Origin of the sequence: Actinoplanes couchii, assembly GCF_016862075.1 — a bacterium.
Lineage (GTDB): Bacteria > Actinomycetota > Actinomycetes > Mycobacteriales > Micromonosporaceae > Actinoplanes > Actinoplanes couchii.
The window spans coordinates 83,623-107,363 of the sequence record NZ_BOMG01000054.1; the positions used below are offsets into that span (position 1 = coordinate 83,623).

Here is a 23,741-nt window from a genome sequence, read left to right on the forward strand (position 1 = left end):
GATGGTGGGCGCGGTGTACTGCAGGTTCTGCGGGCGGCCGGGACCGCCGAGACCCTTGGCGTGCACCTCGACCCGGTCCGGCTGCACGTCGTCGTCCGGCACCACGTCGGGGCCGGTGTCGGAGGAAGCGCCGGACGGGTCGACCTTGGGCAGGGCGAACGCCTGCGACGGGTCGACGGTGACGCTGGGCGCCTCCTCGACCTGGACCTCGAGGTTGAAGACGAAACCGACCGCCTCCTCCTTGATGCCCTCCATCATCTGGTTGAACATGTCGAAGCCCTCGCGCTGGTACTCGACCACCGGGTCGCGCTGCGCGTAGGCCCGCAGGGAGATGCCCTCCTGCAGGTAGTCCATCTCGTAGAGGTGCTCACGCCACTTGCGGTCGATGACCGCGAGCAGCACCTGGCGCTCCAGCTCGCGGACCGCCTCCGAGCCGAGCTCCTCCTCGCGGGCCTTGTAGGCCGCCTGCGCGTCCTCGACCAGCCGCTTGCTGAGGAACTCCGCGTCGATCGTGCCCTTCTCACCGTCGGACGCCTCGACGACGTCCTCGATGGTGACACTGACCGGGTAGAGGCGGCGGAGGTTGGTCCAGAGCTGCTCCAGGTCCCAGTCCTCGGCGTAGCCCTCGGTGGTGGCCGCCGTCACGATCTCCGCGATCACGTCGTCGATCATGTGGGTGACCTGCTCGTGCATGTCCTCGCCGTCGAGCACCCGCTTGCGCTCGGCGTAGACGACGGTGCGCTGCTTGTTCATCACCTCGTCGTACTTGAGGACGTTCTTGCGGATCTCCGCGTTCTGCGCCTCGATCTGGGTCTGCGCGTTGCGGATCTGCTTGCTCACCATCTTGGACTCGATGGGAACGTCCTCGGGGATGTTGAAGCGCTCCATGACCGCTTCGACCGCGCCGGCCCGGAACCGCTTCATCAGGTCGTCCTGCAGCGACAGGTAGAACCGGGACTCGCCCGGGTCACCCTGCCGGCCGGACCGGCCGCGGAGCTGGTTGTCGATGCGCCGGGAGTCGTGCCGCTCGGTGCCGAGCACGTAGAGGCCACCGGCAGCCTGCACATCGGCGGCTTCGACCGAGGTGGCCTCCTTGACCTGCGGGAGGATCTCCTCGAGCGCCTTGGCGTACTCCTCCGGGCTCTCCGCCGGGTCGAGACCCCGCTGGTGCAGCTCGGCGGCGGCGGTGAACTCGGCGTTGCCACCGAGCAGGATGTCCGTACCACGGCCGGCCATGTTGGTGGCGACGGTGACCGCGCCCTTCCGCCCGGCCTGGGCGATGATCGTCGCCTCCTGGGCGTGGTACTTCGCGTTCAGCACGCTGTGCGGGATGCCCCGGCGGCGCAGCAACTGGGAGAGGATCTCCGAGTTCTCCACCGAGACGGTGCCGACGAGCACCGGCTGGCCGGTGGCGTGCCGCTCGGCGATGTCCTCGATGACCGCGTTGAACTTGGCCCGCTCGGTCTTGTAGATGACGTCGGGGTGGTCGACGCGGATCATCGGCCGGTGCGTCGGGATGGACACGACGCCGACCTTGTAGACGCTGCTGAACTCGCCGGCCTCGGTCTGCGCCGTACCGGTCATGCCGCCGAGCTTGTCGTACAGCCGGAAGAAGTTCTGCAGGGTGACGGTCGCCAGGGTCTGGTTCTCCTGCTTGACCTCCACCCCCTCCTTCGCCTCGATGGCCTGGTGCATGCCCTCGTTGTAGCGACGGCCGTGCAGGATGCGCCCGGTGAACTCGTCGACGATCAGCACCTCGTTCTCGGGGCTGACGATGTAGTCCTTGTCCCGCTTGTACAGCTCCTTGGCCTTGATGGCGTTGTTCAGGTAGCCGACCAGCGGGGTGTTCACCGACTCGTACAGGTTGTCGATGCCGATCCGGTCCTCGACCTTGCCGACGCCGCGCTCGGTGATGGCGACGGTGCGCTTGGCCACGTCGACCTCGTAGTCGCCGTCGCCGTCCTTGCCGGGCTGCAACCGGTTGACGATCTGGGCGAACTCCCCGTACCACCGGGCGGAGTGCTCGGCCGGGCCGGAGATGATCAGCGGGGTGCGGGCCTCGTCGATCAGGATCGAGTCGACCTCGTCCACGATCGCGAAGTTGTGGCCGCGCTGGACCAGCTCGGTCTTCGACCACGCCATGTTGTCGCGCAGGTAGTCGAAGCCGAACTCGTTGTTCGTCCCGTACGTGATGTCGCACTCGTAGGCGGCACGGTGCTCGGCGGCCGGCCGGTTCGGCAGGATCACGCCGACGCTGAGGCCGAGGAACCCGTGCACCCGGCCGACCCACTCGGCGTCGCGCTGGGCCAGGTAGTCGTTGACCGTGATGATGTGCACGCCCTTGCCGCTCAACGCGTTGAGGTAGGCCGGGAACACACCGGTCAGGGTCTTGCCCTCACCGGTCTTCATCTCCGGGATGTTGCCGAAGTGCAGAGCCGCGCCACCCATCAACTGGACGTCGTAGGCGCGCTGGCCGAGCACCCGCTTGGCGCCCTCACGGGCCACCGCGAACGCCTCGGGGAGCAGGTCGTCCAGCGACTCGCCCTCCTCGTAGCGCTCCTTGAACTGCTGGGTGCATTCACGCAGCTCGTCGTCAGTGAGGTCGACGTAGTCGTCCTCGATCGAGTTGACCGCGTCCGCGATCGCCTTGAGCCGTCGCACCATGCGGCCTTCGCCGGCGCGAAGAATCTTTTCAAATATCGACACGGGTCAACGCTCCCCTAGACAGTCTGCCGAACCATCGTAGGCACCTTCGCCCCGGACCTGTGACCCTGGCCTCGGGGGAAACTCGCAAAGAGGGCGAAAGACGCCACGAAGTTCGCTGACAGCGCAGCCTTCCACTTCTTCGAAACCGGTTTGGTGGCCGGGCGCGTCCCGGAGAGGATGGGCCATGTGGATCAGAACACCGAAAATCGGCTCGAGGACGCGGGCACGGACAGCGGAATCCGGATCCGGGACGACTCGATCGTCGACGAGCGCACCGGTGACATCGTCGGCCGCATCGGTCTGGAACATGGCATCCTGACCTTCGAGGTGGCTCCGGAGGCCCGCGGCCGGGGTGTGGCGACCGCCGCGGTGCGCGAGTTCAGCCGCTCGGCGCTGACCCGGCGGGACCGGCTGGAGATGCGGATCCCCTGGGAGAACACGATCGCCCAGCGGGTCGCCCTGGCCGCCGGTTACACCCGTGAGGCGGTCCGCCGCGGCACCCCTGAGCTGCTGGTCTACTCCCGGCTGAGCGACGACCCGGAAAAGCCGACGCCGCGTCTGCTGCCCGATCTGCCCGGTCCGGAGCTGTCCGACGGGGTGATCGCGCTGCGACCGCTGAATGTGACGGATGTCGATTTCTACACCAGGCTGCACAGCGACCCGGACGTGATCGCCACCAGTGTGCCGCCCGAGCCGAAGAGCGCCGGCGAGATCCACCGGCGTTGTGCCCGGGCCGAGGCGCAGTGGCTGGCCGGGAACCGGGTCGATCTGGTCATCACCGACCTCGCGAGCGGCGCGCCGGCCGGTGAGATCTGCCTCTACTACCAGGAGCCGCAGCTGTCCCAGGCGATGATCGGGTACAGCACCCTGAAGGCGTACCGCGGCAAGGGTCTGACCACCCGGGCAGCGAAGCTGCTCGCGCTCTGGGTCTTCGCCGAGACCGACATCGTCCGCCTCACCGCGGGGGTGCTGCCGACGAACATCGGGTCGCAGCGGGTGCTGGAGAAGGCCGGTTTCACCCGGGAGGCGTACCAGCGGCTGCGGTTGCCCGGCCCGGACGGCACCCGGCTCGACGACCTGTTCTACGTGCTCTTCGCCGGAGACCTGCTGATGCAGGCCACCGGCGAAGGCGAGTAGCCGAAGAACTACATCCCTAGGCTGAGGATGCCGTAGTCGTAACCACGGCGCCGGTAGACGACGCTGGGCCGCCCGCTCTCCTTGTCATGGAACAGGTAGAAGTCGTGGCCGACGAGCTCCATCTGGAAGAGGGCGTCGTCGACGGTCATCGGCTCGGCCGAGTGCTCCTTCTCCCGGACGATGCGCCACGGCTGATCCTCGTCGTGTTCGCTGGGATCGGCCTCGAGGACGGGCGCGGTCAGGGTCGCTGTCCGCCCGTTCGTCAGGTCGGTCGGGAGGTTCGCGGTCGCGGCGGCCACCGACACCGGCGCGTGCCGTCCGCGATGCACACGGCGCCGGTCGGCGGAACGGCGCAACCGGGCGTCGAGTTTGTTTATCGCGCAGTCCAGAGCTGCGTAGAAATCCTGTGCCTGGGCCTCGGCGCGGACGACCGGCCCCTTGGTCATGACCGTGATCTCGACACGCTGGCAGGTGTCGGACTGTCGCGGATTGCGTTCGTGGAAGAGTTCCACGTCGGCCCTGATCAGCTTCTGGTCGTAACGTTCGACCTTGCTCAGCTTCTCGGCGACATGCTCTCGATAGTGGTCGGGAACCTCTACGTTGCGGCCCTTGACGACAATGTCCACTCGTGACCTCCCCCAACGTTTGTGCTTGCGGGCGCCGATGCCCGGCGCAGCCGCCAACTGGGTGAAAACACCGCGTCGCGATCGTTCAACAGACGCGGCCCATGAGAGTGAGACGACTCCTTTCCGGTGCGGCGAACGCGCTCCCGGTGGTGGGTAGGATCTTGAGCCTTACCCTCGTCACCTAGACGCTAACCCGCCTATGCCTGTCAGTCACCCCTCGTTAGGGATACCGGAAGGCTTACCTTCGCCTCTATCGGCGGACCCGGTCAAGGCTGGAGTCAAATGCCGGGACGGGTTTTCCGGAGTTCTGTCGCTGCGAGCACCGCGGCACCTGTGACCTGCATGTCCGCCTCCTCGAACCGGCGTGCCACCGCGGCCAGAGTGGCCCCGGTGGTGACGATGTCATCCGCCACCACAAGCGTGCCTCGCGATCTTCCGTCCCGCCGCAGATTGCCGATTCGGGGCGTCATTCGCAGCGAATTGACAGCCACGGTAGCCCGTTCGGATGTATCGAGTGACGTTGAGTCAGGACGCGGCAGGGCCCGCAGGGGCTGCGCGACGTTCACCCGCCAGCCCGAGTCCCGTAACCGGCGGGCCGCCTGCTCCACCAGACGGGCCATGTGGTCGCCGTACCGCTCCCGCCGGGCCGCCGCGGTCGACGGCACCGGCACCAGGAGCACCGGGCGGTCCCGCGGCGCGATCTCGGCGACCGCGCCGGCCAGCAGCACGCCGAGCGGCCGGGCCAGCCGGTGCCGGCCCTTCTCCTTGTACGCCAGCAGAGCCCCGCGCAGCGCCCCGGCATAGGTCCCCACGGCCACGCAGGCGGGGAAACCGGCCGGCAGCGGGGTCGGCGACGCGCCACGCGGCCGCAGCGACTCCAGCTCCGCCACACAGGCCGCACACGCCCCACCGGTGAGCCGGACCCGCTCGGCCCCGCACCCCGCGCACGCGCCGGGCAGCACCAGGTCGGCGAGTTCGGCGAGGACCATGCTCAGTTGAGGAACAGCGGCGCCGACGGCATGATGCCCTCACGCGGCGGCGAGGCCGGCCCGGCCAGGTCGGCCTCGGTGATCTGGACCTGCGTGGAGAGCGCCTCCCAGGCGTCGTTCCCGGTCGAGTAGAGCACCGACGCGCCGTTCGGCCGGACCGCCGAGGGGTTCGCCGGGTAGGAGGTCACGTAGGTGACCGAGTCCCGCCCGATGTCGCCGAGCACCTGCAGGTGCAGGGCGCCGTCGATCGACACGTCCATGATCGCGACCCGGCCGTTGTCGTTGCGCTCGCCGCTGACGGTGAGCCAGCCCTCGCCGCTGAAGTCGACAGCGGTCACCGTCTTGAGCGGCGGGTCGAGCTGCTGCGTGCCGGTGAGGGCCAGCCCGTCGCCGCTGATGGTGAGCACCGCGCGGTAGAGGCGGCCACCGACCACCAGCGCCACTCGGTGCCCGTCCGGGGCGACCGAGATCGCGCTGATCGTCCCGGAGTCACCGGGCCAGGACACCTGCTGCGCCGGACCGCCCTGCCCACGGAACCGCCAGAGCTTGCCGCCCGCGATGACCAGCCCGATCCCGCCGTCCACCCGGTCCTCCGGGGTGATCGCCCAGACCGGGTACCCGATCCCGGTGGGCAGCCCGGTGACCTCCCGCAGCGTGATCACCTCGTTGGCCGAGGAGCCGCCGACCCGCAGCCGCTCGTTCTTGCCGGAGCCGGTGACCAGGGCGGCGTACATCAGCGGGCCGGAGGCGCTGAGAGCGGCCCGGGAGACGTCCTTGTTGTCCTCGACGGCGAGCCCGGGAACCCCGTCGAGGCTGCCCCGGTCCGGGTCACCGAGCCGGCGGATGGTCCGGTCGTAGACGACGTAGCGCTCGGGGGTGCTCACCAGCTTGCTGGCCGGGTTGCTGGAGAGGTAGTCGACGCCGGAGTAGCGCCGGGGCTCCTGGTGACCGATCTTCAGGTCCAGGAACTGCGGGAGCATGCCGCGCAGCGTCCACTGCAACTGGCGGCGCAACCGGTCCAGGGCCTCCTCCGCGTCCTGGGTGGGCACCGCCTGCGCGCTGAGCGCGATCTCCAGCTGCTCGTTACGGATCGCCGGCACGTTGCCCTGGAGCTTCGTCCCGTCCGGCAGGGGCTCGACGGCGTCCTGCAGCCACGGGGACGGCCCCTCGATCAGCCAGTTGACCAGGATCGTCGGTTCCTGCTCGTCGGGCACGTCACCGAGCAGGTAGCGCACGTCCGGCACCAGCGCGGTGTGCTCGGTGTTCCAGAAGTAGATGGTCCGCTCCCGGTAGAAGTCCTCCAGAGCGGTGTCGCTGAGCAGCAGGAACGGCGGGGCGCTCATGACGTAGAGGCCGTCGCCGGTAACCTCGCTGAGGGTCATCTCGTACTGGCCCTGGGTCGACTCGGTGGTCGGCTCCAGCCGGCCGTTCTTCCCGAGGGTGCCGATCAGCTCGTAGTAGACGGTCACCTGGTCCCCGTTGACCAGTGGACGGTCGGTCAGCCGGATGACGCGGGGCGTGGCCGGGGGTTTGAAGTCGGCGCGCGCGGCCGCGGACATGAACTGTTTCACCCGCTCCAGCGCGCCGTCGTAGTCGCCGGCCGCGGCCTGCAGGTAGTTGGTGACGAACAGCTGCCGGTCGCTGGTGGCGCCGCGGGTGATCGGGGTGCGGGAGCCACCGTCGCCGGTGGAGGTGCCGGTGGTGGGGCCGGCGCCGACCTCGGTCACCCGGGACTCGTCCGGGATGCCGCAGCCACCCAGCAGCATCGCGGCCACGGTCGCTCCGGCCAGGGCACGTCTCATCGTCAGCTCACCTCCGCGGTGCGGTCCCGGGGAATCAGCGGCAGCGGTGCGGCGACCAGCCGGTCACCGGCCCGGACCGGCAGCGTGAGCCGGAACTGGGCGCCCTCGCCGGGTGCGCCCCAGGCCTCCAGCCAGCCGCCGTGCAGGCGGGCGTCCTCGACGCTGATCGAGAGGCCGAGGCCGGTGCCGCCGGTCTGCCGGGCCCGGGACGGGTCGGCCCGCCAGAACCGGTTGAAGACGAGTCGCTCCTCGCCCGGTTTCAGCCCGATGCCGTGGTCGCGGACGGTGATCGCCACCGCCGCGCCGTCGGTCGACATGGTGATCTGGACCGGTTTCGCCTCGCCGTGCTCGACCGCGTTGCCGACCAGGTTGCGCAGCACCCGCTCGACCCGCCGCGGGTCGACCTCGGCGATCACCGGGGTGTCCGGCAGGTTCAGTTGCAGCTCGACGCCGACCCGCTCGGCCAGGCCGGTGAGCCGCTCGGCGACCCGTTCCGCTATCGGGACCAGGTCGGTGTGCTCGGCGTCCAGGGCGGCGAACCCGGCGTCGAAACGGCTGATCTCCAGCAGGTCGGTGAGCAGCTCCTCGAACCGGTCCAGTTCGGCCTGGAGCAGCTCGGCGCTGCGGGCCACCGCCGGATCGAAGTCCTCCCGCTCGGAGAAGATCAGATCAGCGGCCATCCGTACGGTCGTCAACGGTGTCCGCAGCTCGTGCGACACGTCGGAGGTGAACCGGCGCTGCAGGCGGGACATCTCCTCCAGCCGGACGATCTGGCGCTGCAGGTTGGCGGCCATCTGGTTGAACGCGGCGGCCAGCAGGGCCAGGTCGTCCTCGCCGTCCACCTTCATCCGCTGGTCGAGCAGGCCGGCCGAGAGGCGCTGGGCGGTCCGCGCGGCCACCCGGACCGGGGTCACCACCAGCCGGGTGACCAGGCCGGCCACCACGCCGAGCAGGATCACCAGGGCCAGGCCGGTGGCCAGCACGGTGGTCCGGATCAGGTTGGCGTCCTGGTCCTCACTGGTCAGCGGGACCATGTAGTACAGCTCGACGTGACCGAACCGGGTCGGCACCGGTGACCCGTACACCAGATATTTGGTGGTCCGGTTGTTGATCTCGGCGGTGCGGATCTGCCGGTTGACGCCGCCCCCGTCGCCGGAGACCGCGCGGATCATCTCCGGCGTGATCAGGTCGCCGGTGTCGACCTTGGGCACCGCGACGGCCTGCAGATCGGGGTGGCTTTCCGCCCGGATCGAGATGATCGAGGTGCCACGGGCCGCGTCGTCGCCGTCGAACAGGTCGTTGACCAGGTCGTTCAGCGCTCCCGGCAGCTCCGGGTCACGGGCCTGCGGGTAGAGGGTGAGCTGCTTGAGCGCGTAATCCACCTTGTTTGCCATGGCGACCCGGGCGTTGTCCTCGGCCCGTTTCAGCAGGATCTCCGCGCTGCGGTCGGCGATGAAACCGCCGAACGTGCCGACCAGCAGGCTGGACGCGAGCAGGGTGAGGGTGACGACCCGGAGCTGGAGGGATCGGCGCCAGGCCCGGCGGGCCGGAGCGGAGTACCGCGTCAGGTGCCGGGCCAGGACACGCCAGTAGCGCCGCACCGGTCGGAGGGCACGGCGCACGGGCATGGGGAGCCAGGAGGGAGCACGCATCTCAGCGGCAAGATTAACCCCCCGCGTCGATCAGCCGGTGCCCGCCTTGTAGCCGACACCGCGGACGGTAAGGATGATCTCCGGCCTCTCGGGGTCCGGCTCGATCTTGGCGCGCAGCCGCTGGACGTGCACGTTGACCAGCCGGGTGTCGGCGGCGTGCCGGTAACCCCAGACCTGTTCGAGCAGCACCTCGCGGGTGAACACCTGACGCGGCTTGCGGGCCAGCGCCACCAGCAGGTCGAACTCCAGCGGGGTGAGCTTGACCTCCTCACCGTCGCGGGAGACGGTGTGCGCCGGCACGTCGATGGTGATCTGGTTGCCGGGCGGGCCGATGGTCAGCATCTCCGGCGCGGCGTCCTCGCCACGGCGCAGACGGGCCCGCATCCGGGCCACCAGTTCCTTCGGCTTGAACGGCTTGACCACGTAGTCGTCGGCGCCGGACTCCAGGCCCAGCACCACGTCGACGGTGTCGCTCTTGGCGGTCAGCATCACTATCGGGATGCCCGACTCGGCGCGGATCGCCCGCGCCACGTCGATGCCGCTCATGCCCGGAAGCATCAGGTCGAGCAGGACGATGTCCGGCCGGCTCTCCCGGAAGGCGGACAGGGCGCGCTCACCGTCCGCCACGAACGAAGGCAGGAAACCCTCACTGCGCAGAACGATGCCGAGCATCTCGGCCAAAGCGGGATCGTCGTCGACGACCAGTACCCGGGCTCTCATGCGGTCCAATATTGCACTGTCATCCCCGATCTCGGGTTACCTGGGGGTCGATCTTGTCCGGCAGAGTACCCCGAGTGACCGGAAAAGCGGGCGGCCCCGCTCCCGGGGGCCGCCCACCACGTCTAGCCGGGGATCACATGCCGGGCCGGTCGAACTCCCCCGAGCGGATGCCGGCGATGAAGCCGGCCCAGCCGGTGCTGCCGAAGGTGAGCACCGGTCCGGTGGCGTCCTTCGAGTCCCGGACCAGCACCGATGCCGGAGCCTCGGCGATCTCGACACAGTGCCCGGCGGCGCCGCTGCGACTGCTCTTACGCCAGGTCAGCGTGGTGTCCTGCATGATGTGTGCTCCTTCATGTGGAATGCACCTCCATTGAACCCATGCGCCGGAGATCAACGAGCGAGACGATCCCTCGACTCAGCGATGGCCGTTCGGCTGTCTTCCACCGACAAAGAGCGTTCCTGCAGGTCATCGAAAGCGTCCTGATACACCTCTATCTCCTCGGGCTTCACCCTGAAGAGACCCCCGGTCAGCCCCTCGATGTGCACCACCGGATTACGGCTGCCGGTCGCGAACTCCAGCACCATGAACGATTCGCTCAGCCCGGCGTGCGCCCCCGCCTCGAACGGCAGGACCGTCAGCTCCACTCCCGGCCGGCTGCTCGCTTCGATCAGCCGGCCCAGTTGGCGGCGCTGGACGTCGGGGCCGCCGATCTGGCGCAGCAGCACCCCTTCGTCGATGACGATCCGCAGGTTGCGCGCCGGAACCCCGGGCGGCGTCTTCTGGCGCTCCATCCGCAGGGCCAGCCGGCGCTGGATGACCGCGGTGTCGTCGATGTCGGCGCCGGTCTCGATGACCGCGCGGGCGTACTCGTCGGTCTGCAGCAGACCGGGGACGATCTGGGTCTCCCATTCGGAGATCCGGACCGCTTCCGCCTCCAGGGTCAGGTACTCGTCGTAGGGATCCGGCACGGACGAGCGGTAGGACGCCCACCAGACCCGGGCCCGCCCGCGCCGGGCCAGGCCCCGGAACCGGGCGCGCTGCTCGATCGGCACGCCGTAGAGGGTGAGCAGCCGGTCCAGGTCGGCCTCGCTGATCCCGGTGTGCGCCGTCTCGATCCGGCTGAGTTTCGACTCCGACCAGCCCAGCGCCGTCGCGACGTCGACCGCGCGGCGCTCACCACGGAGCCGGCGCAGTTCGCCCCCGAGCTCCTGGCGCGCAGTAGACGTCGGCCTCACCACGACGCCCACCATATCGACGCATCGGCCCCTCATTGCAAGTTGCACAGGTGTCGTCGGACATCCACCCCGAACGGGTCACCCCGTGTCGCCGGACATCCACCCCCGCGGGCAAGGACCCGAACCAAGAACGAACGCTTGCGGGACGCCCGGAGCCGAGCGATCCCGGGATAGCGAACGGGGCGACAGACCTGAGTCCGCCGCCCCGTTCATCCCCCCGGTTTGGTACCGCGCGCGTCCGTGGGACCCCCCGATCACCAATGACGCTGCGTGCTCTTAGATTCACACTCCGCAACCACCGTGTCAAGCAATTTCCCGAAATTTCGGACTCGATCCACAGGTTGCCTCCGGGTGCCACACAACCCCACCAACCGGAACCGGCCCTCAACCATCACCTGACGGACAGGATCCCCCCACCGGATTCGGACTCGGGCGTCGATCGCGCGCAGACGGGTTCGGACCACCCGTGACCTGGGTACCGGTTTCCGCGGATTCGGGAAATGGCCACCGACATCCGCACCACTCCACAGTGGACTGTACACATGTTCGACGAAACAGCAGCTCAACGGCGTACGAAATCGGAATGTCATCTCATGTTGACACCTAAGGGCCATCCGGGGTTGCAGCGGGATCCCGGCGCCGAATAGAGTCCCGCACCGAATGTCGAGACATCGACTTGGATCCGTACCGAGACCATTTCATCGAGGGCGCCCATCGCCCTCGGCGGAATCGTCGTGCCCGCTTTCCGAAAACGGCGCGGAACGGATCCGGTCACCGGGAGCCCGGCCCGGTGACCGTACGTCGCCTGGGCCGGTGGCCGGCCCCCACCCCCAATGCCACGGCCACCGGTCCAGGCGACCCGGTCCGTCCCCGTTGTTACCCGGGTCCTACCGGCCGGACGGGTTGTTACCCAGGTCCTACCGGTCGGACGGGACCGAGGCCACGAAGACCCGGCCGGTGCCCGCCACCTTGATCGCCCCGGCGCCGGCCGGCACGTAGGCGGCCGTCCCCGGCCCCAGCTCGATCGGCGTGCCGTCGTCACTCTGGCCGGCGAAGACCGTCCCCTCCGCGCACAGCACGATCCGCGGGCCGTCGGCCGGCACCTCGACCGGCGGGCGGGTGCCGTCCAGCTCGATCCGGTACATCACGAAGTCCGGCACCGGCACGTGCCAGGTGTCCACCCCGGGCGCGACCTGCTCCGCCGGCAGCAGCGGCTGGTCCAGCACCTCGAACCGCAGCACCCGGAGCAGCTCGTCGACGTCCACCCGTTTCGGGGTGAGGCCGCCGCGGAGCACGTTGTCGCTCGCCGCCATCAGCTCGACGCCGAGACCGTCCAGGTAGGCGTGCAGGTTCCCGGCGGGCATCCAGATCGCCTGCCCCGGCTCCAGCCGCACCAGGTTGAGCAGCAGCGCCACCAGCACCCCCGGGTCGCCCGGGTAGTGGCCGGCCAGCCGGACCGCGAGCTGGTGGGACTCGTCGCCGGGCAGGGCCGCGGTCACCACCTCGTCGATCAGCGCGGCACGGTCCTCGGCCGGCCAGGTGAGCAGCAGCCGCACCGCCGCGCCGATGTCACCGGCCCGGAGCACGTCCACCACCGGGTCCAGCCGGGGCAGCCCGAAGCCGGCGATCACGGTGGCGGCCAGGGCCGGGTCACGGAACCCGCAGAGCGCCTCGAACGGGGTGAGCGCCACCAGCATCTCCGGCTTGTGGTGGGCGTCCGTGTAGTTCTTCGGGGCGGCCGGATCGGCCTCCTGCCGGGCGAACGCCTCCCGGGCGTACTCGGCGTCCGGGTGGGCCTGCAGGGACAGCGGGGCACCGGCGGCCAGGACCTTCATCAGGAACGGCAGGCGCGGCCCGAAGGTCTTCGCCGTCGCCGCGCCCAGTTGCCCGTCCGGGTCCTCGGCGATCAGTGTCGTCAGCGCGACCGGCCCCTCCGGACCGGGCACGGTGGACGGGTCGCCGGGGTGCGCGCCGAGCCACAGCTCGGCCTCCGGCCCCTCGGACGGGGCGGGGCGGCCCTGCAGCTCGGCGATCGCGGTCCGGGAACCCCAGGCGTACGGCCGGATCACTCCGGTCAGCGGAAACACGGTCATATTCGGCAAATTAGCAGGACATCAGGCGCGCGTGGTCTCCGCCGCCGATGCCGCCCCGGTGTCGGATCCAGCTCGGTAGATGTCCGGCTCGATGTAGATCACCCGCGCGATCGGCACCGCCTCGCGGATCCGCGCCTCGGTCTGGTCGATGTGCCGGGCGACCTCCTCGGCCGTCTCCGAGCGTGGCACCGCGATCTTCACGGCCACCAGCAGCTCCTCCGGGCCGAGGTGCATGGTCTTCATGTGGATGATCCGCTCGATGCCGTCGCCGGCGAGCACCGCCCGCTCGATCTTGCGGATCGCCTCCGGATTGGCGGCCTCACCGAGCAGCAGGCTCTTCGTCTCGATCGCCAGCGTGATCGCGATCCCGACCAGCAGGACGCCGATCGCGCCGGTGCCGACCGCGTCCCACCGGCCGTCGCCGGTGGCGAGCGTCATGCCGACGCCGAACAGCGCGAGCACCAGGCCGATCAGGGCGCCGAAGTCCTCCAGCAGCACCACCGGCAGCTCGGGCGCCTTGGCCCGGCGCACGAAGTCCACCCAGGAGGTGTCACCACGGGTGTGGTTGGACTCGGTGATGGCCGTGTAGAACGAGTACGACTCCAGGCAGATCGCGATGACCAGCACCGCCACCGGCACCCAGTGCCACGCCGTGATGGCGCCGCCGTTCTCGTCCTCCAGCGACTCGTGGAACTTGTGGTAGCCCTCGTAGAGCGCGAACAGGCCACCGACGGTGAAGAGCACGATCGACACGATGAACGCGTAGACGTACCGCTCCCGGCCGTACCCGAAGGGGTGTTCCGGGGTGGCGGCCCGCCGGGCCCGTCGGCCGCCGATCAGCAGCAGCAGCTGGTTCCCCGAGTCGGCGACCGAGTGGATCGACTCCGCCAGCATCGACGAGGAGCCGGTGAGGAGGAAGGCGCCCAACTTGGTGACCGCGATGCCGAGGTTGGCCGACAGCGCCGCCACGATCGCCTTGGTGCCTCCCTCCGCGCTCACTGGAGGCCGTCCGGCAGGAGGTTCGAGAGCTCCTTCATCTCACTGATCGCGGGCACCGCCATCGGATCCAGCCCGTGTGCCAGGGCCAGGTAGAGCGACGCGTAGTCGGGCACCGCCACCAGCGAGGCCAGCCGCTCCAGTGTCGAGCCGCCCTCGGCGGTCAGCACGTCGCAGCGCACCCCGCGCCGGTCGGCGAGGGTCTGGATGGCGTCGGCCCGGCGCTCCTCGACGGCCACCGGCTCGTCGGCGTCGTCCTCCGGGTTCAGCCCGCCGTCCCGGAAGACCACCAGCCGCAGCCGGGTGGTGGCCTGCTCGTCGTCATCGTCGGGGTCGGCGAAGATGTCCCGGGACGTCTCGGCCAGGCCGCCGAAGACGCCGTCCAGCAGGCCCACCCGCCCACGGCCGGCCTCGCCGAGCGCGCCGGCCATCACCGGGTAGCGGGCGTTGGCGGCCAGCGTGTCGCCGAACCGGCGGGCCGCGACGGTGGCCAGCGGCGACGAACCCCAGACGATCGGCACCGAGCCGGCCAGCCCGAGGGCCAGCGCCTTCGCCGGGTTCACGAACGAGTCGGCGCCCGGACGGCAGCGCTCGGCGTCGGCGTCCAGCCGGGTCGCGGTCTCCGCGATGTCCGCCTCGGCCAGTTTCGCCAGGCCCAGCGCGCGGCCGGCGAGCAGCACCGGAATGGTCAGGCCCCACAGGGTGGCCCGGGCCGGGGCCCGGCGCGGCACCCCGATGAACGGCGCGCGGGCCCGCTCGGCCAGCGCCTCCAGCTCGGAGCCGGGGTTGCCGATGGCGACCAGGCGGGCGCCCCGGCGGTGCGCGGCCTCGGCGGCCGCCAGGGCCTCCGGGCTGCGGCCGGACGCGGAGACCGCGATCACCACGTCGGCGGCGCCGACCCAGCCGGGGACACCGGCGCTGCGGTGCCCGATGATCGGCACCGGGCAGCGCGGGCCGGCGACCGTGGACAGGATGCTGCCGGTCAGGCCCGCGGTGCCGATGCCGGCGACCACGACGGCACGCGGCCGGCCCTCGTCGGCGAGCATGCTCAGGTCCACCTCGGCGGCCAGCGCCGCCGACTCGCGGACCTGGGCGCCGGCCGAGGCGGTGGCCCGCAGCATGCCGCCCGGGTCGTTGCCGAGCATCGACTTCTCGTCGTTGAGCAGCGACTCGTCGGCGATGCGGTGCCCGTTGACCCCGGAGGACCCGGTCAGTGGGTCGACCATCACTTCTCCCCTTCCTCGGCGGGCGTCCTGGCCTCGTCGAGGAGCAGGATCGGGATGTCGTCGCGGACCTCGAAGATCCGCCCGCACTCCGTGCACGTCAGCGTCGACGCGCCCGCGTCGTAATCGAGGGGCGCGTGATGCGTGTCCGGGCAGGCCAGAATCTCCAGCAACTGCTGATCGAGCGCCACCGACGTACTCCTAATCGCCGCGTACCAACTGGGTCGTGGCGATCCTATCCACGAACGATCGCGAGCACCTCGTCACGCAGTTTCGCCATCCGGTCGGCGTCCTGAGCCTCCACGTTGAGCCGCAGCAGCGGCTCCGTGTTGGACGCCCGCAGGTTGAACCAGGCGCCGTCTCCGACCTGGAAAGTCAGGCCGTCCAGGTCGTCGATCCCGGCGTCCGGGAACGCGGCCCGGACTTCGGCGATCTTCGCGGTGGCGTCGGCCACGGTGGAGTTGATCTCACCGGAGGCGACGTACCGCTCGTACTCCGCGGCGAACTCGGACAGCGGCAGCGGCTGGCCACCGAACGCGGCGAGCACGTGCATCGCGGCGAGCATGCCGGTGTCGGCGAACCAGAAGTCACGGAAGTAGTAGTGCGCCGAGTGCTCGCCGCCGAAGACCGCGTTGGTGGCGGCCATGTCGGCCTTGATGAACGAGTGGCCGACCCGGCTGCGGACCGGCTTCCCCCCGTTCTCGGTGATGATCTCCGGCACCGCGGCCGAGGTGATCACGTTGTGGATGATCGTGCTGCCCGGGGACTTGGCCAACTCCCGGCTCGCGATCAGCGCGGTGATCGCGGACGGCGACACCGGGTCACCCTTCTCGTCGACCACGAAGCAGCGGTCGGCGTCACCGTCGAAGGCCAGACCGATGTCGGCGCCCTGCTCACGGACCGCCTTCTGCAGGTCGACCAGGTTCTTCGGGTCGAGCGGGTTGGCCTCGTGGTTCGGGAACGAACCGTCCAACTCGAAGTAGAGCGGCTCGATGGTCAGCGGCAGGGCCGGCAGGACCTGGTCGCCGAGCACGGCCGGAACCGTGTAGCCGCCCATGCCGTTGCCGGCGTCCACGATGACCTTCAGCGGGCGGATGCCGGCGAGGTCCACGAGTGAACGCAGGTGGGCCGCGTAGTCGGCGAGCACGTCCCGCTGCTCCACCCGCTCCGGGCCGTCGGCCTCCGCGTTCAGATCGGCGAGCAGCTTCTGGGCGCGCTGCCGGACCACGGCGAGACCGCTGTCCTGGCCGACCGGGCGGGCGCCACCACGGCAGAGCTTGATCCCGTTGTACTGCGCCGGGTTGTGGCTGGCGGTGAACATCGCACCGGGCAGGTTCAGCACACCGGAGGCGTAGTAGAGCTGGTCGGTCGAGGCGAGACCGATGTTGATCACCGCGGCGCCGGCTGCGTTGACACCCCGGGCGAACGCGGCGACCAGCCCCGGACCGGACTCACGCATGTCGTGACCGATCACGATCTGGTCCGGCTCGCCACCGGACTCCCGCAACATCTCGACGAACGCCGTGCCGATCGCGCGGGCCACCGTCTCGTTGAACTGGTCCGGGACGGTCCCGCGTACGTCGTACGCCTTGATGATCTGCGACAGATCAGACACTGCTCACCCCTCAGCGAAAACCCTTGTGGCCCGAGGGTAACCGAGCACCTCGCGGCCCAAGGTTTTAACCGCGCGGCCGGGCGGTTAACTAAGTAGATCCCGGCAGGCGCGGTCGGCGGCCCTGGTGGTTTCGGGCAGGCGGTAGCGCGGCGCCAGCCGAAGGGTCAGCTCACACGCCCGGTCCAGACCGATGCGATGTCCGGTGGAGACGAAGACCGGTTTCACCCCCGATTGGGTACGCAGGACCGCGCCGATCGTCTCTCCCCCGTCGATCAGCGCCGACCGTGCCCCGCGCGGCTCGCCGACCGGTTCCCAGTCTCCCACCAGCCGCGTCTTCCCGACGCCGAACGACGGGAGATCGGTGAGCACCCCCAGATGCGCGGCCAGCCCGAACCGGCGCGGGTGGGCCAGCCCGTGCCCGTCGCAGATCAGCACCTCGGGGCGCACGGTCAGCCGTTCCAGGGCGTCCATCAGTGCCGGCACCTCCCGGAACGCGAACAGGCCCGGGACGTACGGGAAGGCCGGCACACCACGGACCACGGCGGTGTCGGCGATCGACAGGTCGGCGGTGTTCAGCACCACCACCGCGGCGGCCAGCCGCGTGTCGTCCGGGGAGTAGGCGACGTCCAGTCCGGCGACGGTCGCGGGCGCCTCCGGACCGGGCTCGTCGATCACCCGGGAGCGGAGTTCGTCCTGCACGGAAAGGGCTTCGTCTTCACTGCTCGGCCAGGGCTGCACGAACGGAAGCGTAAGTACTGTTGTCACTTGACGTGACGCGGGTCACGATGGGGCCAGGAGGTGCTGCCGGTGAACCCCTGGCTTGCCCTGACCCCCGGAGACGACCCCGCCGAGCGGATCCGGCAGGTCGGCCGTGCCCACGAGCGTTTCCTGGCCGGTGAGCTGCCGCCGGACCGGATGCGCACGGTGGTCGCCGACTCCTGGGCCCGGTCCGCCGCGTTCATCGGCGCCGACCACACCGCCCCGATCGACCTGGCCGACGCCGATCTGGAGGCCTACCGGGCGGCCCACCCGCTGGCCCGGGTCATGCCGATCTTCCGGGACCTGCTCGGCGGCCTGGCCGAGGACGGCGACCACATGATGGCGGTCTGCGACGAACACGGCCGGCTGCTCTGGGTGGAGGGGCACCCGGCCACCCTGCGCGGGGCCGCCACGATGAACTTCGTACCCGGCGCCCGCTGGGACGAGGCCCACGCCGGCACCAACGCGCCCGGTACCGCGCTCGCCGTCGACCACGCGCTGCAGATCTTCGCGACCGAGCACTTCACCCACCCGGTGCAGCGGTGGACGTGCGCGGCCGCCCCGGTCCACGACCCCGGCACCGGGCGGCTGCTCGGGGCGATCGACGTGACCGGCGGGGACCATCTGGCCAATCCGCACAGCCTGGCGCTGGTCCGGGCCACGGCGCTGGCCGCCGAGGCGTACCTGCGCACGGTCGAACCGGTCGCCCGGGGACCGCACGTCGCCGCGCTCGGCCGGGACGAGGCCCGGCTTGTGGTCCGGGGCCGGCCGGTCCGGCTCGGCCGCCGGCACTCGGAGCTGCTGGCGCTGCTCACCGTCTACCCGGAGGGGCGCACCGGGGATCAGCTGGGGGTCGAGCTGTACGGCGACGACGTGAACCCGGTGACGATCCGTGCCGAACTGTCCCGGCTGCGCCGCATCCTCGGCCCGGAGCTGCTGGACTCCCGCCCGTACCGGCTGCGCACCGCGCTGGAGACCGACTTCGGCGCGGTGGCCCGGCTGCTGGACGCCGGGCGGGTCGCCGAGGCGCTGGACGCCTACCCGGGACCGCTGCTGCCCGGGTCGGACGCGCCGGGCATCGTCCGGTTGCGGCGGCTGCTGGACGACCGGCTGCGGGCCGCGCTGCTCACCGCGGGCGACCGGCGGCTGCTCCAGTCCTGGCTGAACAGCCCGTGGGGCGGCGACGACCTGGACCTGTGGCAGGCGTACGCCGCACTGACCCCGGCCGATGCGGTGGCGGCACGACGGGTGGCGGTGCTGAACCGCGAGTTCGCGTGCAACGTTGCTGCAACGTAGCCGTAACTAAGGTCCGCCGGAAAAGGGAGGCGAGACCGTGACCATCTACACCCCGCCCGGTTCCGACGGTTCGATCGTCAGCTACCAGTCCCGTTACGACCACTACATCGGCGGCGAATACGTCCCACCGGCCAAGGGCCAGTACTTCACCAACCCCACCCCGGTGACCGGCCAGACCTTCACCGAGGTGGCCCGCGGCACCGCCGAGGACGTGGAGAAGGCCCTGGACGCGGCGCACGCCGCCGCCCCCGGCTGGGGCCGCACCTCGCCCACCGAGCGCGCGAACGTCCTCAACCGGATCGCCGACCGGATGGAACAGAACCTGGAGAAGCTGGCCGTCGCCGAGTCCTGGGAGAACGGCAAGCCGGTCCGGGAGACCCTGGCCGCCGACATCCCGCTCGCGATCGACCACTTCCGGTACTTCGCCGGCGTCATCCGCGCCCAGGAGGGCACCGCCGGCGAGATCGACGAGGACACCGTCGCCTACCACTTCCACGAGCCGCTGGGAGTGGTCGCGCAGATCATCCCGTGGAACTTCCCGATCCTGATGGCGGTCTGGAAGCTGGCCCCGGCCCTGGCCGCCGGCAACGCGGTGGTGCTCAAGCCGGCCGAGCAGACCCCGGCCTCGATCCACTACCTGTTCTCGCTGATCGGCGATCTGATCCCGGCCGGCGTGGTGAACATCGTCAACGGCTTCGGCGTGGAGGCGGGCAAACCGCTGGCCAGCTCGAGCCGGGTGGCCAAGGTGGCGTTCACCGGCGAGACCACCACCGGGCGCCTGATCATGCAGTACGCCTCGGAGAACCTGATCCCGGTCACCCTGGAACTCGGCGGTAAGAGCCCGAACATCTTCTTCTCCGACGTCAGCCGGGCCGACGACGACTTCTTCGACAAGGCGCTCGAGGGCTTCGCGATGTTCGCGCTCAACCAGGGCGAGGTCTGCACCTGCCCGTCCCGGGCGCTGATCCAGCAGAGCCACTACACGGACTTCCTCGCCGCCGGGGTCAAGCGGGTGGAGAACATGAAGCAGGGCAACCCCCTGGACACCGACACCCAGGTCGGCGCGCAGGCCTCCAACGACCAGCTGGAGAAGATCCTGTCGTACCTCGACATCGGGCGGCAGGAGGGCGCGCGGGTCCTGACCGGTGGCGCCAAGGCCGAGCTGGGCGGCGATCTGGCCGGCGGGTTCTACGTCCAGCCGACGATCTTCGAGGGCCGCAACGACATGCGGATCTTCCAGGAGGAGATCTTCGGGCCGGTGGTCTCGGTGACGTCGTTCGGTGACTTCGACGACGCCATCAAGATCGCCAACGACACGTTGTACGGCCTGGGCGCCGGTGTCTGGTCGCGGGACGGCAACCAGGCGTACCGGGCCGGGCGGGCGATCAAGGCCGGCCGGGTGTGGACCAACTGCTACCACCTCTACCCGGCGCACGCCGCGTTCGGTGGTTACAAGCAGTCCGGCATCGGCCGGGAGAACCACAAGATGATGCTCGACCACTACCAGCAGACGAAGAACCTGCTGGTCAGCTACTCGCCCAAGGCCATGGGCTTCTTCTAGGCCATGGTTTCGCGAGTGGATGTCACCCCGGCTGCCGCTCAGATGATGCGGCAGCTGCGGGGGCAGCACGGCCCGCTAATGTTCCACCAGTCCGGCGGCTGCTGCGACGGCAGTTCGCCGATGTGTTACCTGGAGGGCGAGTTCCGTACCGGCGCCTCCGACGTGCTCTTGCAGTCTCTGGCGATCGAGGGGGTGCCGGAGCCCATCACGTTCTGGATGTCGGCCGCGCAGTTCGCGCTCTGGAAGCACACGCACCTGACGGTGGACGTGGTCCCCGGCCGCGGCTCCGGCTTTTCGCTGGAGGCGCCGGAGGGCGTCCGGTTCCTGATCCGCTCACGTCTTCTCACCGAGGCTGAGCTGGCAGAACTGGGCTGAAACGAAGCGTGGGCGGGGTGCCGGGCACCCCGCCCACGCTGGGTTAGACCTTTCGGACATTTACCCCCATGAGCCCACCCCATCGGTGCCGTACGATCCCGCGGCGTCCAGACTTGGCGTGTTCGGAACTGGTTCGCCCCGGCTATCGTCGGCGGCTGCAACCGACCTGGGGAGGTCTCTTTTGATACGGCTGTCGCACACCCGGAAGGCCTTCGCGATCAGCATCGTGCTGATCATGACGGGCCTGGTGGGACAGGCGACCGCGGCGACCACCACCGCCCAGCCCGCCTCATCGTCGTCCGCGTCCCGCACCGTGTCCGCGACCACGTCACCATCCATGTCGCCGCCGGTGTCCCCGTCCGCTTCACTGCCCGGGGAGCAGGCGCCACCGGCGGCCGGCGCCGCCACTCCGGAGCTCTCCCAGAGCCCGAAGCACACCGAGAGCACCAAGACCGTCGCCAAACCCAAGGGCCGGACCGGGCCGGCCGGGAGCCTGCTCGTCACCGGGACCAAGGGCGTCGCCCTCACCTTCGACGACGGCCCCGACCCGGATTACACCCCGGTGCTGCTCAAGATGCTCGCCAAGGAGCAGGTGAAGGCCACCTTCTGCCTGGTCGGCACCCAGGCCCGGCGGCATCCCGATCTGGTCAAGAAGATCGCGGAGGGCGGCCACAGCTTCTGCAACCACTCGTGGAACCACGACCTCAAGCTGGGCAAACGCTCGCACCGGCAGATCCGCGCCGACCTGGAGCGCACCAACGCCGCCATCCGGGCCGCCGTCCCGGACGCCGAGATCCGGTACATGCGCGCGCCCGGCGGCAACTTCACGCCCGCCCTGGTCGACATCTCCGCCGAGCTGGGCATGCGCTCGATCTACTGGAAGGTCGACCCGCGCGACTGGGAGCACAAGACCGAGTCGGCGTCCGGCCACCGCGACAAGATCATTCGCATCGTGAAGCGGGGCACCAAGCCCGGCGCGATCGTGCTCTCCCACGACTACGCCCAGCCGGACACCATCGCGGCCTACCGAACCCTGCTGCCATGGCTCAACAAGCGGTTCGACCTGGTAGCCCTGACCTGACACCCGGAGTTCGCCCCGAGCCCCGATTCGCGGCTCTGACCGGGGGTTCGACCTGAGCCCCCGGCTCGGGGCTCTGAACCGGGGTTCCAACTCGAGGCGATGGCCCAAGCCTCTGACCTGAGGCTTTGACCTGAGTTTTTGATTTGAGGCTTTGACCTGAGGCCGGTCGCCGTAGGCGGCCGGCCGGAACCACCGCGTCCGGCCCGGCGGACGCGAGTCGGCCTCGGCCCGCCGCCCACCTCGCGGGACGAGACTGGAGATCCTGGATCTACGGGACCGGGCTCGCGTAACAGAAAAGGGTCTTGATCTTCAGGAACCTCCCGCGGCGGTGAGGCAGAAGCCACCGGCAGGCGGTGAAGTGGGAACCACCGGTGATCAATGTTGCGACGACCACCGGCGGCGGTGCGGCAGGGACCACCAGCAGGCAGCTGGGCAGGAACCGCTGCGTGACGAGAACCGCGGTGCGCTCAGTGGGGCGGCGGGATCACCCGGAGGTGGCCTCGGCGGCCGGTCTGGTGGCCGTGCTGGTGGTCGGTCTCGTCCGGGCGTGGCTGCACCGGGCGGGCGGCTTCGCGGACGGCCTCGGCGAGCGCCACGAGGTCGTCGGTGGTGGGGGGTGGGGGTGCGAAGTCGCCGTCGTGACGCACCAGCTCCCAGCCCCGGGGGGCGGTGAGGCTGCGAGCGTGCGTCTCGCACAGGTCGTAGGTGTGCGGTTCGGCGAAGGCGGCGAGGGGGCCGACCACCGCCGTCGAATCGCCATAGACGTAGGTCAGGGTGGCGACCGCCTGTCGGGGACAGCCGTTCCGGGAGCAGCGCCGTGGTGACCTCACGGCGGCAACTTATCTCTCCGTTCGCGATTCTGGGTCGTGTTGCCTCGCGACACGCCGACCGGACCGCGTCACGATTCGGAGATGGTCGTTAGACACGCCACCACGTTGGGGCGAATTAACGCCGCGGACACACGGGGAGAACGGGCTGACCACGTCCGCAGCCCGAGTGGGGATACGCTGGCGGCGTGACCACCAGCCCCGAACGCCGCCGGACGGACGGTAAGGCGACGCGCAAACCCGGACCGGGTCATCCCGCGCGGCGGGATCGGCACGGCCGTGGCCTGCGTGGCCGCCTGGTTCCCGCAACCGTGCCGCTGGCCCGCACCAAGGCGGAGATCTTCGACGACCTGGTGCTCGACACCGTCGAGAGCCTCGAGCGCCGCTATGCCAAGGAGCTGGCCGGCGTCGAGTTCGCGGTGGAGGACGTCCCACCGGAGCTGAACGTCTACGACTCGGACGTGCTCGAGGACGGCGAGGTCCCCCTGGCCCGGCTCCTGCCCGGCCGGCCCGGGCGGCACGAGCTGCCCCCACGGATCGTGCTCTACCGGCGTCCGCTGGAGTTCCGGGCGATGGATCGGGAAGACCTCGCCGACCTCGTCCACGATGTGATCATCGAGCAGGTTGCCAACCTGCTCGGGGTCGATCCGGACGAGCTGGCCTGAGCTAGGCCACCCGTCGCTTCAACTTGCGGCGTTCACGTTCGGACAGTCCACCCCAGATTCCGAAACGTTCGTCGTGACCGAGCGCGTACTCCAGGCACTCTGCTTTCACGTCACAGCGGCCGCAGATGCGCTTCGCCTCGCGCGTCGAGCCACCCTTTTCAGGGAAGAAAGCCTCGGGATCGGTCTGCGAACACAGCGCCCGCTCCTGCCACTCGGGCGCGTCCCCGAGCAGGTCTACCCCTTCAACCTGCGCTTCCATCGGCGTGCCTCCATTTTTCCGCGCCGGCACGAAGACCAGCGCTGACCCCCCACGCACGCGGCGTGTTTTTGTGGGTTCGACGCCTTATGTTGCACATCGTCCCCACAACCCCACCAAAATTAC

21 protein-coding genes and 1 pseudogene are annotated in these 23,741 nt (G+C 69.9%); 6 read left to right on the forward strand and 16 right to left on the reverse strand.

The window, feature by feature from the left end; translation table 11 throughout:
- Positions 1-185: 185 nt before the first annotated feature.
- Positions 186-2,706 (reverse strand): annotated as a pseudogene (gene secA, locus Aco03nite_RS21285) (preprotein translocase subunit SecA); the annotation flags it as partial.
- Between the two features lie 186 nt (positions 2,707-2,892).
- Between secA and Aco03nite_RS21290 the strand changes: the two are divergent.
- Complete coding sequence (locus tag Aco03nite_RS21290) at positions 2,893-3,843, forward strand: GNAT family N-acetyltransferase (RefSeq protein WP_239145323.1); 951 nt, start codon at positions 2,893-2,895, stop codon at positions 3,841-3,843.
- Positions 3,844-3,851: 8 nt separating this feature from the next.
- On the opposite strand, the gene hpf is transcribed toward Aco03nite_RS21290, so the two are convergent.
- From hpf to nfi, 13 genes are all read right to left on the reverse strand, one after another.
- The gene (gene hpf, locus Aco03nite_RS21295; RefSeq protein ID WP_203797170.1) at positions 3,852-4,469 is read right to left on the reverse strand and encodes a ribosome hibernation-promoting factor, HPF/YfiA family; all 618 of its coding nucleotides are present in this window, start codon (positions 4,467-4,469) and stop codon (positions 3,852-3,854) included.
- A gap of 278 nt (positions 4,470-4,747) precedes the next feature.
- On the reverse strand, positions 4,748-5,458 hold the full coding sequence (locus Aco03nite_RS21300; protein WP_203797173.1) for a ComF family protein: 711 nt from the start codon (positions 5,456-5,458) through the stop codon (positions 4,748-4,750).
- Positions 5,459-5,460: 2 nt separating this feature from the next.
- Entirely contained in the window at positions 5,461-7,260 is a 1,800-nt protein-coding gene (locus tag Aco03nite_RS21305; protein WP_203797175.1) for an LpqB family beta-propeller domain-containing protein, read from the reverse strand.
- A gap of 2 nt (positions 7,261-7,262) precedes the next feature.
- The gene (gene mtrB / locus Aco03nite_RS21310) at positions 7,263-8,888 is read right to left on the reverse strand and encodes an MtrAB system histidine kinase MtrB (protein WP_203797177.1); all 1,626 of its coding nucleotides are present in this window, start codon (positions 8,886-8,888) and stop codon (positions 7,263-7,265) included.
- A gap of 54 nt (positions 8,889-8,942) precedes the next feature.
- A complete protein-coding gene (mtrA, locus tag Aco03nite_RS21315; RefSeq protein ID WP_203797179.1) occupies positions 8,943-9,632 on the reverse strand; it encodes an MtrAB system response regulator MtrA in 690 nt (229 codons plus the stop codon).
- A 133-nt stretch (positions 9,633-9,765) separates the two neighbouring features.
- On the reverse strand, positions 9,766-9,969 hold the full coding sequence (locus Aco03nite_RS21320; protein WP_203797181.1) for a DUF397 domain-containing protein: 204 nt from the start codon (positions 9,967-9,969) through the stop codon (positions 9,766-9,768).
- A 53-nt stretch (positions 9,970-10,022) separates the two neighbouring features.
- A complete protein-coding gene (locus tag Aco03nite_RS21325; protein ID WP_203797183.1) occupies positions 10,023-10,871 on the reverse strand; it encodes a helix-turn-helix domain-containing protein in 849 nt (282 codons plus the stop codon).
- Between the two features lie 914 nt (positions 10,872-11,785).
- Positions 11,786-12,961, reverse strand: coding sequence for a mannose-6-phosphate isomerase, class I (gene manA / locus Aco03nite_RS21330; RefSeq protein ID WP_373872623.1), 1,176 nt, complete (start codon positions 12,959-12,961; stop codon positions 11,786-11,788).
- Between the two features lie 21 nt (positions 12,962-12,982).
- Positions 12,983-13,960 (reverse strand): cation diffusion facilitator family transporter, encoded by a 978-nt coding sequence (locus Aco03nite_RS21335; protein WP_203797185.1) that lies wholly within the window; start codon positions 13,958-13,960, stop codon positions 12,983-12,985.
- Entirely contained in the window at positions 13,957-15,183 is a 1,227-nt protein-coding gene (locus Aco03nite_RS21340; protein WP_203797187.1) for an SIS domain-containing protein, read from the reverse strand. The genes Aco03nite_RS21335 and Aco03nite_RS21340 overlap by 4 nt, the downstream gene beginning before the upstream one ends.
- Entirely contained in the window at positions 15,183-15,371 is a 189-nt protein-coding gene (locus Aco03nite_RS21345) for a Trm112 family protein (protein WP_203797189.1), read from the reverse strand. Before Aco03nite_RS21345 ends, Aco03nite_RS21340 begins: the two co-directional genes overlap by 1 nt.
- A gap of 44 nt (positions 15,372-15,415) precedes the next feature.
- Positions 15,416-16,795, reverse strand: coding sequence for a phosphomannomutase/phosphoglucomutase (locus Aco03nite_RS21350; RefSeq protein WP_203797191.1), 1,380 nt, complete (start codon positions 16,793-16,795; stop codon positions 15,416-15,418).
- Positions 16,796-16,879: 84 nt separating this feature from the next.
- On the reverse strand, positions 16,880-17,533 hold the full coding sequence (nfi, locus tag Aco03nite_RS21355; RefSeq protein ID WP_203797194.1) for a deoxyribonuclease V: 654 nt from the start codon (positions 17,531-17,533) through the stop codon (positions 16,880-16,882).
- A 63-nt stretch (positions 17,534-17,596) separates the two neighbouring features.
- Between nfi and Aco03nite_RS21360 the strand changes: the two genes are divergently transcribed.
- The 4 genes from Aco03nite_RS21360 (at position 17,597) to Aco03nite_RS21375 (ending at position 21,867) form a co-directional block, all read left to right on the forward strand.
- Positions 17,597-18,850, forward strand: a complete 1,254-nt coding sequence (locus tag Aco03nite_RS21360) for a GAF domain-containing protein (RefSeq protein ID WP_444978838.1) — start codon at positions 17,597-17,599, stop codon at positions 18,848-18,850.
- 37 nt (positions 18,851-18,887) lie between these two features.
- Positions 18,888-20,411, forward strand: a complete 1,524-nt coding sequence (exaC, locus tag Aco03nite_RS21365; RefSeq protein ID WP_203797198.1) for an acetaldehyde dehydrogenase ExaC — start codon at positions 18,888-18,890, stop codon at positions 20,409-20,411.
- Positions 20,412-20,414: 3 nt separating this feature from the next.
- Complete coding sequence (locus Aco03nite_RS21370) at positions 20,415-20,786, forward strand: DUF779 domain-containing protein (protein ID WP_203797200.1); 372 nt, start codon at positions 20,415-20,417, stop codon at positions 20,784-20,786.
- Positions 20,787-21,021: 235 nt separating this feature from the next.
- Positions 21,022-21,867, forward strand: coding sequence for a polysaccharide deacetylase family protein (locus Aco03nite_RS21375; protein ID WP_203797203.1), 846 nt, complete (start codon positions 21,022-21,024; stop codon positions 21,865-21,867).
- Between the two features lie 467 nt (positions 21,868-22,334).
- Here Aco03nite_RS21375 and Aco03nite_RS21380 read toward each other — a convergent pair whose 3' ends face one another.
- On the reverse strand, positions 22,335-22,697 hold the full coding sequence (locus tag Aco03nite_RS21380; protein WP_203797205.1) for a DUF3499 domain-containing protein: 363 nt from the start codon (positions 22,695-22,697) through the stop codon (positions 22,335-22,337).
- Between the two features lie 185 nt (positions 22,698-22,882).
- Between Aco03nite_RS21380 and Aco03nite_RS21385 the strand changes: the two genes are divergently transcribed.
- On the forward strand, positions 22,883-23,359 hold the full coding sequence (locus tag Aco03nite_RS21385; protein ID WP_106315380.1) for a metallopeptidase family protein: 477 nt from the start codon (positions 22,883-22,885) through the stop codon (positions 23,357-23,359).
- Position 23,360: 1 nt separating this feature from the next.
- Here Aco03nite_RS21385 and Aco03nite_RS21390 read toward each other — a convergent pair whose 3' ends face one another.
- A complete protein-coding gene (locus tag Aco03nite_RS21390; protein ID WP_015619224.1) occupies positions 23,361-23,618 on the reverse strand; it encodes a WhiB family transcriptional regulator in 258 nt (85 codons plus the stop codon).
- Between the last annotated feature and the right edge of the window lie 123 nt (positions 23,619-23,741).

Bases quoted from the DNA above. Each gene is read 5' to 3' on its own strand.
- Aco03nite_RS21300 (WP_203797173.1), bottom strand. From the start codon at position 5,458: ATGGTCCTCGCCGAACTCGCCGACCTGGTGCTGCCCGGCGCGTGCGCG.
- Aco03nite_RS21305 (WP_203797175.1), bottom strand. From the start codon at position 7,260: ATGAGACGTGCCCTGGCCGGAGCGACCGTGGCCGCGATGCTGCTGGGT.
- mtrB (WP_203797177.1), bottom strand. From the start codon at position 8,888: ATGCCCGTGCGCCGTGCCCTCCGACCGGTGCGGCGCTACTGGCGTGTC.
- mtrA (WP_203797179.1), bottom strand. From the start codon at position 9,632: ATGAGAGCCCGGGTACTGGTCGTCGACGACGATCCCGCTTTGGCCGAG.
- Aco03nite_RS21320 (WP_203797181.1), bottom strand. From the start codon at position 9,969: ATGCAGGACACCACGCTGACCTGGCGTAAGAGCAGTCGCAGCGGCGCC.
- manA (WP_373872623.1), bottom strand. From the start codon at position 12,961: ATGACCGTGTTTCCGCTGACCGGAGTGATCCGGCCGTACGCCTGGGGT.
- Aco03nite_RS21340 (WP_203797187.1), bottom strand. From the start codon at position 15,183: ATGGTCGACCCACTGACCGGGTCCTCCGGGGTCAACGGGCACCGCATC.
- Aco03nite_RS21370 (WP_203797200.1), top strand. From the start codon at position 20,415: ATGGTTTCGCGAGTGGATGTCACCCCGGCTGCCGCTCAGATGATGCGG.
- Aco03nite_RS21375 (WP_203797203.1), top strand. From the start codon at position 21,022: ATGACGGGCCTGGTGGGACAGGCGACCGCGGCGACCACCACCGCCCAG.
- Aco03nite_RS21390 (WP_015619224.1), bottom strand. From the start codon at position 23,618: ATGGAAGCGCAGGTTGAAGGGGTAGACCTGCTCGGGGACGCGCCCGAG.